At 60.4% G+C, this 15,359-nt stretch carries 10 protein-coding genes and 2 pseudogenes; all 12 read right to left on the bottom strand.

The window, feature by feature from the left end; genetic code table 11:
- A pseudogene (locus tag ABEH28_RS11025) lies at nucleotides 1–328 on the bottom strand (hypothetical protein); the annotation flags it as partial.
- Entirely contained in the window at nucleotides 325–1,221 is an 897-nt protein-coding gene (locus ABEH28_RS11020) for a DUF2931 family protein (protein WP_346629948.1), read from the bottom strand. The gene ABEH28_RS11020 and the pseudogene ABEH28_RS11025, both read right to left, overlap by 4 nt.
- 97 nt (nucleotides 1,222–1,318) lie before the next feature.
- Nucleotides 1,319–1,957: a DUF2931 family protein gene (locus ABEH28_RS11015; protein ID WP_346629925.1), complete on the bottom strand. Its 639-nt coding sequence runs from the start codon at nucleotides 1,955–1,957 to the stop codon at nucleotides 1,319–1,321.
- Nucleotides 1,954–3,468 (bottom strand): DUF2235 domain-containing protein, encoded by a 1,515-nt coding sequence (locus ABEH28_RS11010; RefSeq protein ID WP_346629947.1) that lies wholly within the window; start codon nucleotides 3,466–3,468, stop codon nucleotides 1,954–1,956. The genes ABEH28_RS11015 and ABEH28_RS11010 overlap by 4 nt, the downstream gene beginning before the upstream one ends.
- Before the next feature lie 117 nt (nucleotides 3,469–3,585).
- Nucleotides 3,586–5,883: pseudogene (gene vgrG, locus ABEH28_RS11005) on the bottom strand (type VI secretion system tip protein VgrG); the annotation flags it as partial.
- On the bottom strand, nucleotides 5,883–8,516 hold the full coding sequence (gene tssH, locus ABEH28_RS11000) for a type VI secretion system ATPase TssH (protein ID WP_346629924.1): 2,634 nt from the start codon (nucleotides 8,514–8,516) through the stop codon (nucleotides 5,883–5,885). The pseudogene vgrG and the gene tssH, both read right to left, overlap by 1 nt.
- Before the next feature lie 192 nt (nucleotides 8,517–8,708).
- The gene (locus ABEH28_RS10995) at nucleotides 8,709–9,200 is read right to left on the bottom strand and encodes an Hcp family type VI secretion system effector (protein WP_065991578.1); all 492 of its coding nucleotides are present in this window, start codon (nucleotides 9,198–9,200) and stop codon (nucleotides 8,709–8,711) included.
- A 19-nt stretch (nucleotides 9,201–9,219) separates the two neighbouring features.
- Nucleotides 9,220–11,001 (bottom strand): OmpA family protein, encoded by a 1,782-nt coding sequence (locus tag ABEH28_RS10990; RefSeq protein ID WP_346629923.1) that lies wholly within the window; start codon nucleotides 10,999–11,001, stop codon nucleotides 9,220–9,222.
- Nucleotides 11,002–11,008: 7 nt separating this feature from the next.
- Nucleotides 11,009–11,680 carry a type VI secretion system protein TssL, short form gene (gene tssL / locus ABEH28_RS10985; RefSeq protein WP_346629922.1) on the bottom strand — a complete coding sequence of 224 codons (672 nt, stop codon included), beginning with the start codon at nucleotides 11,678–11,680 and terminating at the stop codon, nucleotides 11,009–11,011.
- An 8-nt stretch (nucleotides 11,681–11,688) separates the two neighbouring features.
- Nucleotides 11,689–13,044 carry a type VI secretion system baseplate subunit TssK gene (gene tssK / locus ABEH28_RS10980; RefSeq protein WP_346629921.1) on the bottom strand — a complete coding sequence of 452 codons (1,356 nt, stop codon included), beginning with the start codon at nucleotides 13,042–13,044 and terminating at the stop codon, nucleotides 11,689–11,691.
- 23 nt (nucleotides 13,045–13,067) lie between these two features.
- The gene (gene tssC / locus ABEH28_RS10975; RefSeq protein WP_346629920.1) at nucleotides 13,068–14,606 is read right to left on the bottom strand and encodes a type VI secretion system contractile sheath large subunit; all 1,539 of its coding nucleotides are present in this window, start codon (nucleotides 14,604–14,606) and stop codon (nucleotides 13,068–13,070) included.
- 31 nt (nucleotides 14,607–14,637) lie between these two features.
- Nucleotides 14,638–15,141, bottom strand: a complete 504-nt coding sequence (gene tssB, locus ABEH28_RS10970; RefSeq protein WP_346628199.1) for a type VI secretion system contractile sheath small subunit — start codon at nucleotides 15,139–15,141, stop codon at nucleotides 14,638–14,640.
- Nucleotides 15,142–15,359: the final 218 nt, after the last annotated feature.

Here is a 15,359-nt window from a genome sequence, read left to right as displayed (position 1 = left end):
GATAGGCCACCACTTCACCGTCCGCGATGCAGTGCACGCTCGACTGGTCCAGCGTGCCCGCCGTTCCCGCATCAAAATGCACACCGCCATGCCAGAGCCCGCTGCTGCCGAGGGGATAGCTGCCGCTCGCAGCATTTGCCAGGTGGGTCAGTTGCTGGAGCACATCGCGTTTATCGCGGAAGGGATGGCTCCAGTTTTGGACGGGTTGCAGTAGGTTGGCATCTCGCTGCGCGTCGGCAGATGAACGCGGCGGCAAGGTGTCGGGCGTTGGCAGTATCGGAGACTGGGTATCTTCCAATCCGAACGGCCAGGCAAATTGAGTATTCATAGTGTTATTCGCTCCTGCGATGACGGTGCGATGCGCCCGTTAAGTCCATCCGCACTTTTACCGGCGCGCGACAGTAAATGGGCCTGGCGAACAGCTGGTCCCTGCTCTTTACAGATGTAAGCCGGGGCGTTTTGTAAATTGCAGTTGTGGTTGAACCGCAATTCGATGGGCGTGCTACCACATAGCAGTGTCCTCCGCCCGGAGTTAATGCCGCCGGAGAGTAGCGACGCATGCCAGTCATGCCCATGGCCGAATTGCCAACTGCCATAGGGAATACCGTGTTGATCAATCCAGGCCTGTGCTGCTGGATTTGGGGCTCTGTAATACAGTCCTTTATTGTTCAGATAAGGACCTCGAGGCTCGACTTCGGCCTGAAAGCGGCCTACCTCTTTGAAGCCCAGGCAAGATCCGCCAACCCAAACTTTAACAATCCCGCCGGGTGCCATGCCCAGAGTAATCATTTCTCGATAGTCGGTTTTCCACTTGTTATTCCACTGGCATATGACACGCTCGGGTCGAACCATCTCATCACGGACCCATTGCGGTATTTGAATTTTGATCTTGTAAGCCTGGGGCTCCACCAGTGACTGCCAACGCAGGAATAGCTGGTCGGGCAGATCGACGTTATTTACAGGTTTCGACTTGCCTCCTCCCTGGTGCCAGCCCTCGGCTTTTCCGGTATAGCCGGCGACACCACCATGCACGCGAAAGAATGCGAGGCCGCGTTGATCAAGCACGTCCACAGTCTCTACCCAGACTTCCATATACTTGGGTGCGGCTAATCCTACGTACCAAGCCGGATAGGGCAGCTTGGGGGTTGGGGGTAGTCTTGGCCCACTCGCGCAGGCATTGAGAGCGAGTGAAAAACCGACTATGCAGACCAAGCGCCTCATACCGGAGGCCCAGTCTTCGGTTAAGCACCATGTACGCAGCTGCAATTGAGGCAGCTGTGGCATGAGGCGAAGGTTCTTGTACGCACTCATTGCCGAATCACCAGCTGCCATAAGGGATACCGTGCTGCTCTACGTAGGCTTTGTTCTCAGGTTCGAGCGAAACGTACTTGCCCTTGCTGGCGCCACGATAGGGACCAAGTGGTTCGACTTCAGCCTGAAAGCGGCCTACCTCTTTGAAGCCCAAGCAGGAGCCACCTACCCACAGCTTGACAATCCCGCCGGGGGCCATGCCCAGCGTGATCATCTCTCGATAGTCTGTTTTCCACTGCTGATTCCATTGGCAAAGCACGCGCTCTGGCCGAACCATTTCGTCACGTACCCACTGAGGTATTTGAATTTTGATCTTGTAAGCCTGGGGCTCAACAAGTGACTGCCACCGCAGGAAAATGTGATTAGGCAGATCCACATTGTTTACAGGTTTCGATTTTCCTCCTCCGCGATGCCAGCCCGCAGCCTTACCGGTATAGCCAGCGACGCCACCATGTACGCGAAAGAATGCGAGGCCGCGTTGATCAAGCACGTCCACAGTTTCTACCCATACTTCCATATGCTGCGGAGCGGCCAATCCCACGTACCAGGCAGGATATGGCAGCTTAGGAGTTGAAGGCAGATTTGGTCCGCTAGCGCAGGCAGTGAGGCTGAGCAGCATGCCTAGGAGACAAAGCAGGCGCTTCATTCTGGGTAACCTATTTGCGGGACATCAGGGTGCCTGTCACGGCGCATCATTCCCGCGGGTTTGCTCAGAAACGCCGGGCCAGTTGGGGTCCAGTGAGCAGAGATATGGATATAGCGCGCTCGGAGCAATGATTCCTGCGCTGGATCAAGTCTCACAAACCTGTCAGCCAACACCTGCTGCAGAATTCGCTCGGCGATAGGTCTGAGCTCGTCTGGCACTCTAAGCTCAGGACGCTCTTCCAGGTTCTTGAACGGCACCCCGTTACGCACGGCTAACTCGCGCATGACTCGCAAGGCAATCAGCGCCAAGTCACCATGGACCGGGCGCTCAAGGATCACTGTGATCCAGTAATCCTGTATCGTCGGCTCACTCTTGCCACGAGGCGCGGCAGCCGCCGGCCAGGCTTTCACTTCGATATAGCCTTCGCGTGCCACTCCGGAATCACGTAGCAGCTGCGCCTCCACTTCCGCGCGACCCCATCCCGGGTGAGATTCAACCTTTTTTCCAATCTGAACGCTGACCTTGCAAGGTTTCATCATCCACAATTTCTCTCGCGATCGCGGCAGATAGCCCCCACCGATATCCGAGTGCGCGCCTGGCATCCCGATCTGCAGATGACTGAAGTGCACTTCATTGAGAGAGAAGTTGGCGCGATACTCGTCGAGCGCATGCAGCTGAATGACTTTTCGCGCACATCCAGGCGGAAGGTGAAGGTTGACGCCAATATTGATGTCATTGCCTGGGCTGAAATCGCCACGGGAAGGCGTCGACATAGCTGCGACAGTATCGAACAGGCCAATCAGGTTGATGCAAACATCTGTGCTTGGGTCGAAGTTATTTAACAACCCTGCCTGGCCTCCTATGAGCACCTCGTTGAATAATCCCCTACCAGGTTTGAGCACTTCATTCGCGCAATGCCGGGCAGCGGCAGCGCCGCGGCTGAAGCCAAAGATATCGAATTCGATACTTTGAATAGCAACACCAGGATTAGCTTGTTGTAGAAGCCCTATCTGCTTAGCTACTAGATTCGGCACCTGCCTCGCCCGCGCTACAACACCCGTCTCACCCTGACCGAGACCTTGACCAACCAGCGTGGCATCCTTCCCGCCGCCGCGAGTGCCAATACCTTCCACGTATATGGATATGTAGGCAACCTTTTGGTCTGCGTTAAGCGCAGTCGTGCTGTTATCCGGATACAAGTCATACAAATGCGCCACATTACTCGGCGCATTCCCGTAACTGTTACCCGGGGCGCTATTGAACGCACTCCCGTCAAACTCCCCAAACCCATACTGCTTGCACGTCGCCGCAATACTCTCCAGCTCTTCACGGCTGAAACTGTCCAAATCCGATTGTCGACATTGCGCGGTCGCTGCCGCATTGCTCTGGTTGTTCCCCGTTCCATCAAAAAACAGCCCGATGCGCAAGGTGATGCCTTCGGTAATTTCCTCTTCCTCTTCTTCCTCCTCAAGTGTCTCGGGCTGTTCAACCGGCGCAGCATTCTTGATCATGCTCCGCTCGTAGTGAATGTTGCCGCCGCTGAAGCTGGGCCAGAACTCGTGCAGTTCAGGCGGGATATCCAACAGTGGTGGCAGAGCCGGCAGTTCAACCTCCTGCGCGGCTTTCGGTCTGAAGTCGAAGTGCGCGGCCTTGATCAGGTAGTCGCCGGCGGTGCCGGATTCGATGCTGCACCGCTCAATGGCGAGGTAGCTGCCGCCGGCGTTGAGGACAATTCGTTTCTTGGCGGTGATGTGGATTTCGTCTTCGGTGCTGGTGATGTTTATTCCCTGGCGAGCGAGCAGTTCAAGCGTATCGTTCTGCGCCTGGATGCTCACCGGGCCTTCGTTGGAGATCAGCTTGAGGCCGACCTTGCGCACGAACACGCTCAAGCCCTGGCCGATACCCATGAACATTTTCTTGACCACGCTGATGTCGGCGTGGCCGCCCGCGTTGAGCATCAGGTTGTCTTGCGCGGCCAGTTGCAGATGTTTGCCGCTGGTCAGCGCAATACCATCCGGGGCGCTGAGCAGCAGGACCGAGGATTTGAGCGCGTCCAGATCCTGTTTGAGCAGATCGAGTTGGGCTTGGACGTCCGCTAGATCTGCTTGGCTAACGGCGGCATCGGCCGAGATTTGTTCCAACTGGTCCGCTGCATTCTGCAATCGACCGACGGCAGCACTCATGTCGAGCTGCTTGCCCTGCGCCCTGGCCTGTTCTTCCGCACTGATAAACAGTCCCCTTCCCGCCCGAATCGCGCCCCAACCATCCGTGCGCAACTCAAAGCCTTCGCCGCGCTTATCCTTCTCGTTGTCGACCAGATGCCCAAGGTTCAGCTGGCTCTTGCCGCTGTGTTCGGTGCTGAGTTTGATGTGTTCCTTGCCGCGATCATCTTCCATGCGCAATTTGTTATTCGCCGGCGTGCGCAGCACGTTGCGTTTGTAATCGCTGCGCAGCAGCGTCACATGGTCAGGATGTCGGCTGTCATGAAGCGCATGGGCGATGTACGGTCGGTCCGGGTCGCCTTGCTCAAAGGCAACAGCCACCTCGGTCCCGCAGATCAGTGGCAGGTGCAGGCCGTGGGTATCGCCTGCGTACGGACGGGCAAGGCGCAACCAAAGACTTTCCTCACCCAACTTCCAGCTGTCGCGATCAAACAAAAAGCTGACCTTGTAGCGGCCTTCACTATCAATGTGGCTATACGGATCGTTGGCCAGCGAACTGGTGACCCGCGCCGGAACAGTCCCGGCTATTTGCGGTTTCGCCAGCAACGGCGGCCGAAAACACACGCTCTCGGAATAAGGAATCGCCTCAAAGCTCAACTCAAAACTACGATCCCGCGCCGCACGCAGCTGCAGTCCTGTAATGACCGCTCCCGGCTCAAACGCCTGCGGCGCTCCGCCGGAAATCGCCAGCACCTGCGCCAATCCCAAAGACGCATTGCTGCTAATCCCGGTCAGCCGCGTCTGATCATTCAGATACCGCTCATGACGCAGCCGCCCATAGAAAAACCCGCTTTCCCCGAGCAGATCTTCATCCTGATCCAGCTTGTCGCCAAGCACCTTGTACGGCTCGGCATAGTGATGGGCCTCGCCATAGGTCGTGGAATCCCCCCGCGTCTGATCCACATCCCCATCCAGCCAGGCGTTCGCATCCCGATAGTGATAAGCCCAAAAATGAACGCTCTGCTCCACCACCTCATGACTGACCTGCAGCCCCCAGACCCCGTCCTGCCCGCTGCTGCCCAACCCCGACTGAGGCCTGAACGGCAAACTGATCCGAGGGCGAACGTAATGCCGCTGATCATCATGAAACTCGACGACCGCAATGCCCAATCGCTCATCGTTAGTGAAGCGGTACCAGATCCCCACCTCCGCCAGAAGCCGCGAGATAAAAACCAGATCACTCTCGCCGTACTGCATCACCTGCTCACGCGTCGGGTACTCCCGCACCAACGAAAACAGAAAATCCTGCCCCTCAAAATCGTGCCGCGACCGGAAGATACTCTCGACAATCTCCGGCACCGACCGATGCTGATAAATCCGAAACTGCCGCCCCCGCGCCAGCAACGCCAGGCGCGGTTCCAGCGTCACTTCATAGCGCGCCTCGTCAGCAGAACCCGACAGCCGTTTAAATCCGGTAATCACCCCCTGCAGCGTCCGCAGCGCCTGAACCTTAGGCACCGCCAAGCCACGAATCGCCACCGGCAACGTATGCGGCGCCGCATGCAGACTGAACTGCGCATCCTGCCCGAGCATCCGCTCGGCGCCGATGTCCCGCTCAACCGAGGTAAATTCCACGCGGTAATGAAAGGGCTGACTCAACCGCTCCTCGCCCTCAAACGCCAGCACATCCAGCGCCAGAGGTAGGTTACGAACGGTGAGCTTGTGACGGCTATGGTCGAAAAACACCCCAATGGAATCGTTCATCACTCACCCTCCACCGAAGCCAGGGCCCCGACAAACTCAAGGGTGATGCCCTCCTCCTCGCAGTGCCCCAGCACCACGCCCCGCGTAGCCAATCGCGCGGCCTGGCGCTGCAGCAGTTGCTGACTTAGCACCGGCAAAATCTGCTGATTGAGCAAGCTGTCGATGTTCCGCGCGCCGCTGTCGGGGAGCAGGCAGGCCTCCACCAGCGCATCATGCAGGCGCTCGTCGATCCGGCAGTCCAGCCCGTAATGCCGGCGCAACCGCTCCGCCACTTTGCCCAGCTTGAGCGCGACGATGCGTTTGAGCGCAGACGCCTGCAGCGGTCGATAGATCAGCGTCTGAAAACGCGCCAGCAACGCCGGCTGAAAATGCTCGCGCAGCACCGGCCGCAGCTGCTCGTGGGCTTCACAGTCGGGCGCTTCGGGGTTCGCCAGCAGGTAGTCCTGCAGCAGGTCGCTCCCCAGGTTGGAAGTCATGACGATGACGGTGTTGCGGAAGTCGATTTCGCGCCCTTCGCCGTCCCGCATGAAGCCTCGATCGAAGACCTGATAAAACAGGTTGAGCACGTCGCGGTGGGCCTTTTCCACTTCATCCAGCAGCACGACGCTGTAGGGTCGCTGGCGCACCGCTTCGGTGAGCACCCCGCCCTGTCCGTAGCCGACGTAACCCGGCGGCGCGCCTTTTAGCTGGCTGACGGTGTGGGCTTCCTGGTACTCAGACAGGTTCAGGGTGATCAGCGATTTCTCGCCGCCAAACAGGGTGTCGGCCAGCGCCAGGGCGGTTTCGGTCTTGCCGATCCCGCTGCTGCCCACCAGCAGGAATACGCCCAGCGGGGCGTCTTCTTCGGTCAGTCCGGTTTTCGCAGCGCGCAGTCGTTGAGCCAGCGCCGTCAATGCGCGGTCCTGCCCGATGACGCGGGATGCCAACGACTGCTCCAGCGTCAGCAGGCTGGCCTGTTCGTCCTTGAGCAGGCTGCTCAGGGGCACGCCGGTCCAGTCGGCGATGACCTGGGCGACGCTGCGATCGTCAACGTCCAGCGACAACAGCGGTGCGTCGCCCTGAACCGCCTTGAGCCGGGCCTGCAGATCCGCGCAGATGTCGGCGTCGAAGACCTCGCCATGGCGGGCCGCGAGCAAGGTCTGCGCGAGATCGAGTTCGTTGGCATGCTGGTCCTGCAGTCGCGCCAGCTCATCACTCAGGGATAACAGCTGCTCGTCGATGGCCGCCAGACGCTCATCGACGCTGCGTCCGTTGTTAATGCGCTGATCGTCTTGCAGCGCCTGACGTTCCTGCTCCAGCGCAGACTGCCGGGCCTTGCTCGCGATCAGCGCCTGGGGTTCGCAATCCAGGCTCATGCGCACCCTGGCGCTGGCGGTATCGAGCAGGTCGACGGCTTTGTCCGGCAACTGGCGGCCGGGCAGATAGCGGCGCGACAGCACCACCGCGGCCTGGATTGCGGCGTCCACGATGTGCACGCCGTGGTGGCTGGCGTAGCGGGCCTTCAACCCGCGTAGCATGACCATCGCGGTGGCGTCATCCGGCTCATCGACCTTGACCGTCTGGAAGCGCCGCTCGAGCGCCGGATCGCGCTCGAAGTACTGCTTGTATTCGCTCCAGGTGGTTGCGGCGATGGTGCGCAGTTCACCTCGGGCCAGGGCGGGTTTGAGCAGATTGGCGGCATCGGCGCCTCCCGCCTGATTGCCCGCGCCGATCAGCGTGTGGGCTTCGTCAATGAACAGCAGCACCGGGTGCTCGGCCTGCTGCACGGCCTCGATCACATCTTTGAGGCGCTGTTCGAATTCGCCCTTGACCCCGGCGCCGGCTTGCAACAGCCCCAAATCCAGTGTCCGTACGCTGACCGGTTTGAGGCTGGCCGGCACGTTGCCTTCGACGATGCGCAGGGCCAGCCCTTCGACCAGCGCGGTTTTGCCGACGCCCGGCTCGCCCACCAGAATCGGGTTGTTCTTGCGCCGACGGCTGAGGATGTCGATAACCTGACGAATCTCGTCGTCACGGCCCAGCACAGGATCGATCTCGCCGTTGCGCGCTTTCTCGGTGATGTCCTGGGTAAATCTTGTCAGCACAGGGTTGTCCGCAGCAGTCGTCATCGAATCCACGGGCACAGCATCGGGAGCAACATCCAACCCCTGCCCCGTTTGCGCACGCTCATCGGAATGCTCGTCCAAATACGGCAGCAAATGGCGCAACTGCACCTCGCTCAAACTCAGCAACGGCCAGGCCTCTACGCACGCCAGCAAGTCGGGGCTTTCGATCAGCGCCGCCAGGACGTGGGCGGAGCGCAGTTGCTCGTTGTCCTCGTCCAGCGAGGCATGCACCCAGGCGTTCTTGATCAGCCGCTGCAACTTGTCGCACAGCTGCGGCTTGGCCTGGACACTGCGCGGCAGGCGGTCGAGGTGGTCGAGCAAGCCGGTCCACAGCGCTTCGATGTCCCACTCGTAACGCCGGCCGATCAGCACCAGATCGCCGTCGCCCTGCCCCAGCAGTTTCAGCAGCCAGTGCTCGATGGTGATGTGGCCGTGGCCCCGGCTTTGGCAAAGCGTCGCGGCCGCACTCAGGGCCTGGGCGCAGAAAGGGTTGAGGCGGCGAAGCAAACGGGAGGAGCTCTGTGCCATGGGTTATCGTCCTTGAACGGAAGGAGTAAGAAGCGGCGGCGACCGTTGGCCGGTCAACGCCTCGCTGTGTTGTCTGGGGACACGTGCCGTGCCGATGTGCTTGGCGCAGCGCCCGCGAACGGACGCTCGACCCAACACACCGCAGCCGGCAGTCAGGCGTGCAAAAGCCGCCTGCCTGCCGGCCTTGCAGCGTCAGGCGGTCTGGCGTTCGTTCCACGAGTCGGAGTGGATGATGTTGCCGTCCTTGTAGGTCCAGGTGACCTTCTCGTAGCGCAGCTCGACCATCTCCAGGTGGTTGTGCTTCTCCTTCGCCGGGTCCTTCACGTCGTGCATTTTCGGCGCGACGCGGACGACCTTGACGTTCTCCAGCAGGGTGTTGAAGTACTCGACTTCCTGGCCGGCGTCGTCGATGCGGTACCACTTGAACTCGGCGCTTTTCAGGGTCTGGCCGGTGCCGACGGCCTTGTACAGGTACGGGCTGCTGGCATCGATTTCCTTGGTGAACAGGAACGGCGTATGCACCCGGGCGCCGGTCAATTTGCCGGTGTTGTTGTCGGTGGGGATGTAGACGCTGTGGTCCTGGGCGACCACTTCGACGCTGCCTTCCCGGGACTGCACGTTGACCGAGCCTTTGATGTCAGCGCCGCCGTCATCTTTGAGCCAGAGGTAAACGGGAATAGCCATGTGAAACTCCTTGCTTGGGTTATCGAGTGCCGCGAAATGCGACGGGGGTAGCCGGCCCGGCCCCGGCAGAAAGCGACCCGCAGGCCCCCTCTTCCGGCACCAGGCGGATGTCGACGCGGCGATTGGCCCTGCGTCCGTGTTCGGTGTCATTGCTGGCGATCGGTTGACTGGCGCCGAAGCCCTGCACGGCAAAGCAACTGCCGGGAATGCCGCCCATGCGTTGCATCCAGTCGCGCACCGAGGCGGCGCGGTCGCGGGACAGGCGCAGGTTCTGTTCTGCACTGCCGGTGGCATCGGTGTGTCCGGTGACGACGATCAACCAGCCGGGTCTGGCCTTGATGCCGACCAGTGCATTGATCAGCACCTGGGTCGATTCCGGCTTCAGCTCGGCGCTGCCGATTTTGAACAGCGACAACGTGTCCAGACGCACGGGTCCGGCCGCCTGCACCGTCTCGGTTGGCGGTTGGTAACGGCCGATGGCGTGCCAGACCCTGATGCGCAGCTGTTCGGCGCGGTACAGGCCGAGGCCCAGTGACCGAGGCTCGCCGTATCGGTAATAGTCATCCAGCCGTCGGGCGTCGTCGTGCAGGACGGTCAACGCCGCTTCGCGCAGCGCCACTGCCTGCTGGTCCTCGCGGGCGGTTTCGTTGATCGAGGCATAGCGGCGCAGGTCGTCACCGACCTGGCGGATCAACAAGGTGTTCTGCCGGGCCGAGCTCGACATCGCGATGACGGCGGCGAAAGCCGTCAGCCAGATGCCGATGACACTGGCGCGCCGTGCGGCGGTGTTGCCGGTGTGTCGGGGCAGCAGCTCCAGCAGGCAATCCGGCACGGGCAAAACACCGACCGTGCTGCCCGTCAAATGGGTCGGCACCAGCGCAGTCTTCGCCTGTATCCAGTGCTGCCAGACGCTGCCCGGAACCTGTTCCGGCAAACGCGGCACGCGACAGATTGCGTAGGCCACCGGCAGCCGCGTGCTTTGACGGCCAAGGCGGGTGAAGTGCGGGGCCACAGACCGCTCCAGCCACGCGCCGTGGGTATTCATCTGCACCCCGATGTGCACTCGGTGAGTGAGAGCGGCGCGGTCTTGTCGTTGCCAGTCCTCGACGGTGGCGCAGGTGCCGTTGCTTCTAACCCGCGCCGAGGGCCTGCCATTTTCCCAGCTGAACCACACAGATGGGTCGCTCCCACCGGCCTCTTCCCGGGTGAAGCCGGTCCCACAAACATCGCGCGTATCCTGGGACGCTTGCTGATAACTCACGACCCACAGCGGCAACGTCAGCGCGCGCTTGCGGACCACGGACAGCTGATGGGTCAGCGCACGAAGCTGGCCATCCAGTTCCGAGCTGTCAGTGTGTTGAGATGGATTGACCACACACATGACGCTCATCTGCGCACGCCATTGCGAACGCGCTGCCAGCAGCGCTGCGACCAGACCGGGCAATCGCTCAATGTTCGACACGCTGACGTAGCACCCGCTCGCCGTCGTCCGCACGGCGGTTTGCTCGGCGATATCAACATCTGGATCAGCAGCAAAAAGCGCCGACGATCCCTGCCCGCACACCAGCACCACGGGCAGGCGGTACTCACTGCCGGGCAAGGCTCGGAACTCATCCAACCCCGCAGGACCACCAAGACGGACCGAGCGTCGACCCGCCAGCAGCCAGCCCCCGGCCACCAGCATCAGGGCGCCCACCACAGACAGGGCTTGAGCGACCAGGCTCAGGGGCAGGACGCAGATCACCATCAGCGCCATACATCCCGACCACAGCGCAAGTGCACGCATCAACTTGAGTGTCATGGGCGCGTCACACCCGCTCGGTCACAAGGGAGGCCACCAGAGCCGCCAGATGCGAATCCAGCACCCACCAGACGCCCGCCAGCAGCAAACCGGCCACCAGCAGATGCAGCAAGGGTGCGCGCAACCATCCCGGCAAAGGCTTGCGGCCCCGTGCGTCGATCCACGTCGGCAGCGGCTGATCCAGGGTCACCGGTGCAACCCGGGTGGTCAACTCAGCCATCAGCTGCTGACGCTCGGGGTGGTTCGGCTCTTTGTAGCGACCAAGAAAGCCCAGCATCAGCACGCGGTGATACACCCGCAGCACGCTCGGGTCCGGAGACGGCTCGTGCAGCACTTCGCGCATTTCTTCGTAGAGAAACTGCCCCGCCTGATGACGTCCGAAGTAATGCGCCTGAAGCGGTTCGTGGGTCCATTTGGCGCGGGCACTGGCATCGGCGTGGATCAGCACGGTTTCGTCCAGCAGCGCGCATTGCGCGTGGCTGATGAAATCGACATTGCGCTGGCTGACGCCGGCTTGCGTCAGCGCATCGCGGACCCCCACCACCTGCCGGGTGCACACCTCCCAGAGCGCGTCGCTGTCCGGAGCCGACGCGCCGTGGCGCAACTCGACCACCAACAGGTAACTGTCCTGCAGCAGTTGGTCGACATCGACGGACCGCGCAGCCGCTTGGCTTTTCATTGGCCGGCTCATGAGCGCAATACCGCAAACAGCTCAAGCTTGACGTCCGGCAGCGTCGCCGGGACGTAGAACGCGCAGACCCCTTCGGCGAGCACCGCCTGGCCGCTCGGATGGGCAAAATCGAGGACGAAATACTGGTTTTCGAGACGCAGCGGAATCGCCGCCGGCACGTGACTCAGCGGCTGCAGCGGAACACCGTCCAGCGCGGCATTGATCAACTGATCGACGTCGTCCGGTGTGCCGATTTTGCACAGCCGCGGGAACTGCGCCTGCAATTGGGCCGGGGCCTCGCGGCAGCGCACCGACAGGTAAAAGTCAGCGGCGTCCGCTTCGCGCAGGCGCGGGTCGTTGAAGGTCACTTGCCAGCGACCCGGGATCACCCGCTCCAGCTCCAGGGCAATCACCCGCGACGGCAGACTGGCTTCGAGCAACGTCGAGATCATCTGCATCAACGGCGGCAACACGGTTTCCAGGTCGTCGTGGCGGTAGGCCGGAATGGCGTCAACGTCGTGTTCGAGGGAGAACGTCAGCAGCGCCCCCGCCAGTTTCACCAGTTCCTGATAGACCTGCTCGGGATGGCGCGCCGGGCTGGCCTTGAAATCGGCGAGCACGGGTTGATAGGTGTTCAGCGCATTGAGCAGCCAGAACAGCGAAACATCGGCCACCGCGAAGTCGGCCATGCGCTGATTGCTCTCGCGGCGCATGCCCATCAAGCGCTGGCGCTTGGACGCCAGTTGGGTGAGAAGATTGTCCAGTTGGACCTGCAAACCGGGATGCCCGGCGAAGCTCAACAGCGGCGGCACGAAGGCTTCGTCCAGGCACGCGCGGCCCTGCCCGTCACGCACCAACCGGGCGACCGGACAAGTCAGGTAATCAGCGTTGTCATCGCTGGCCAGACGCAGGCTGAGCATGTGCTCGAGCACACCGATCGACTGTTGATCGTCGCCGTACAGATCCTGCACCTCGCGCCAATTCTGGCGGTAACGCACGGGCCGATCCGCACGGGCGTCTTCGAACAGGCAATTGCCGCCGTTGGCCTGCTCCAGTGGCAGGCACAACAGCATCGTAGCGCCCTGCCCCGAGTCGATCGGGATCTGTTCGAGGGCCAGCGCGGCGGGCAGCCGATCAACGCTGTCGGTGTCGATCAGCGTGCCATCCGGCAGGCGAACCCGTAGCGCGGACGCCTTGAGTTTGCCCAGCCGCAACGCCTCAAGATCAAACGTCGCCGTCTGCACACCCCACGGATGAACCCGCGACAGATGCGCAATGCATTCGTTGGTCCAGGCTTCCCAGCGCGCTTGCTGCTGGAATTGCTGCTGGGACAACAGCGCCCCGGCAGCCCAGAGAGGTCGGTCGATTTTCATGTTGTGCTCACCTATGGCCGACGTCAGGTTTTGGCTTTGGGCATCTGGGAAACCAGCGAAAGGTTCACGTCCATGCCTTCCACCTGGAAATGCGGCACGGCGTACAACTTCACGCGGAAGAAGCCGGGGTTGTCGTCGATGTCTTCCACCGTCACCCGCGCGTCGCGCAGCGGATGGGAGGCTTGCAGATCGTCCCCCGGGTCGGTCATTTCGGTGACCAGCCCGCTGATCCACTTATTCAATTCCAGTTCCAGCAGACGCCGGTCCTTGGTGGTGCCAATGTTCTCGCGTTGAATCAATTTCAAATAATGCGCAATGCGCGACAGTAGAAAGATGTAAGGCAGGCGCGAGTTGATCCGGCTGTTGGCAGTGGCATCGGCGGTGTCATACAGCGCAGGTTTTTGTGTTGAATTGGCGGAGAAGAAACAGGCGTAATCGCGGTTCTTGTAATAGGAGAGCGGAATAAAGCCCAGATTGGCGAATTCAAACTCCCGGGTTTCCGGGATCATTACTTCCGACGGAATCTTCACCTGACTGCCGGTGCCGAGGTCATATAAATGAATCGGCAGATCCGTCACTGCACCACCGGACTGCGGCCCGCGTATTTGCACACACCAGCCGTTATTGACGAAACTCTTCACCATGTTTGCAGCGAAGGCAAAAGAAGCATTCGTCCACAGGTATTTGCTGTGATCGGTACCTTTTACACTTTCCACATAATTGAAACTGCGCACCGGAATCGTGTCCGGCCCATAGGGCAGTCGTCCCAGCACGCGGGGCATGGTCAAACCGATATAGCGCGAATCATCGGTGTCGCGGAACGACTTCCATTTGATGTACTCCGCGCGATCAAAGTAATTACCGATGTCTTTGATGGCGGCGACTTCTTCCATGGTGTCCTTGCCGAAGAAGGCCGGCCCCACCGAACCAATGAACGGCATGTGCGCTGCCGCCGCGACCTTCGATATGTTGCGAAGCAGCGCGATGTCTTGCGGGCTGCGATCAAACTCGTAACTGGAAACAGCCGCTGCAATGGGTTCACCGCCGGGCGTGTCGTATTCCTGGGTATAGGTGTGCATGTACAGACCGCTCTGGGCGATCTCGGGGGCGTCTTCGAAATCCTGGACCAGATGGTCCTTGCTGATGTCCAGCAACTCGATGCGCACGTTCTGCCGGAAGTCGGTCTGATCGATCAGCGACTTCACCCCGCGCCATGTGGACTCGACCCGCTGGAAGTCCGGGTGGTGCATGACGGCATCAAGCTGACGGCTGATCTGCGCGTCCAGCGAGGCGATGTGTTCGTCGAGCAGGGTTTTGTCGAGACGCTGCACCTTGCGCGACGAGCCCTTGAGCAGGTTGAGGAACACGCTCACCGCCGCAGTCACGCGCTCATCGGCGGATATCTCCGACAGCGCCTCGTTGTTCTGGAACGCCTCGATGTCGCCGAGGGCTGAAACCGGGTTGAGGTTTATTTTTGAAAACAGCGCGTTGTAGACGCCGGTGCTTTCTTCGGACAACACGGTGCCACCGCCTGATACTGCGGAAGAGTGTTTCGAGGACATGTTCGATACCTGCTATCAGAGACCCGGGTGATTAACGCTCTGGGGGTGCGGCGAGTACGGCCAGTTCGGCGCGCAACTCATCACTGAGCGTTTCGTCTTTGACGATGCGTTCAAGCTCGTGACGGAAGGTCGCGTTGTCGAGCAGGTTTGATTTGAGATCACGCAACAGGTTGCGGGTCGCCAGCAATGCGCGCAGTGATGGTATTTGTCTGGCGACCTGTTCTGGCTCGAAGTCTTTCATTTTCTGGAAGTTCAAATCCACGGAAGCATCCGAACCGTCGTCGGCAAAAGTGTTTTCAACCGTGAGTTTCAAGGCAGGGGTAAATTCCGCCAGCACACTGTCGAAATTGTTTTTATTGATATTGATTTTGCTGCGTTCGGACAAAGGCCGATCTTCCTGGCCGTTGCTGTAATCCCCGAGCACCATCAATTTGAGCGGGAGTTCGACTTTTTTCTGCGCACCGCCCGTGTGCAAATCAAGTTTTATATTGACCCGCGCTTTGGGCACTTCATTTTGAAAGCTGTTTGAAGCCATAACTCCTCCGTCGAAAATGCCACACGTCACAAAGGGGAATATCTGGATCGCAGGGCCTTTTTATCAGCCGAGCGTCCGTGACCCAAGCGATCAAGTTTTAACAAGTGTGAGCAGCGAATGGGTTGATGAAGTTTTCATCGAATTCGGGAAGCGGCAAGGCTAATTCCCTACGAATAAAAACTCTACCCACCAAAGACAGGAAGAGAGGTGTCCTACGG

The sequence above is a fragment of the Pseudomonas sp. Ps21-P2 genome, from assembly GCF_039672565.1.
In the GTDB taxonomy this organism is placed as follows: Bacteria; Pseudomonadota; Gammaproteobacteria; order Pseudomonadales; family Pseudomonadaceae; genus Aquipseudomonas.
This window is presented reverse-complemented; position numbering and strand designations above follow the sequence as displayed.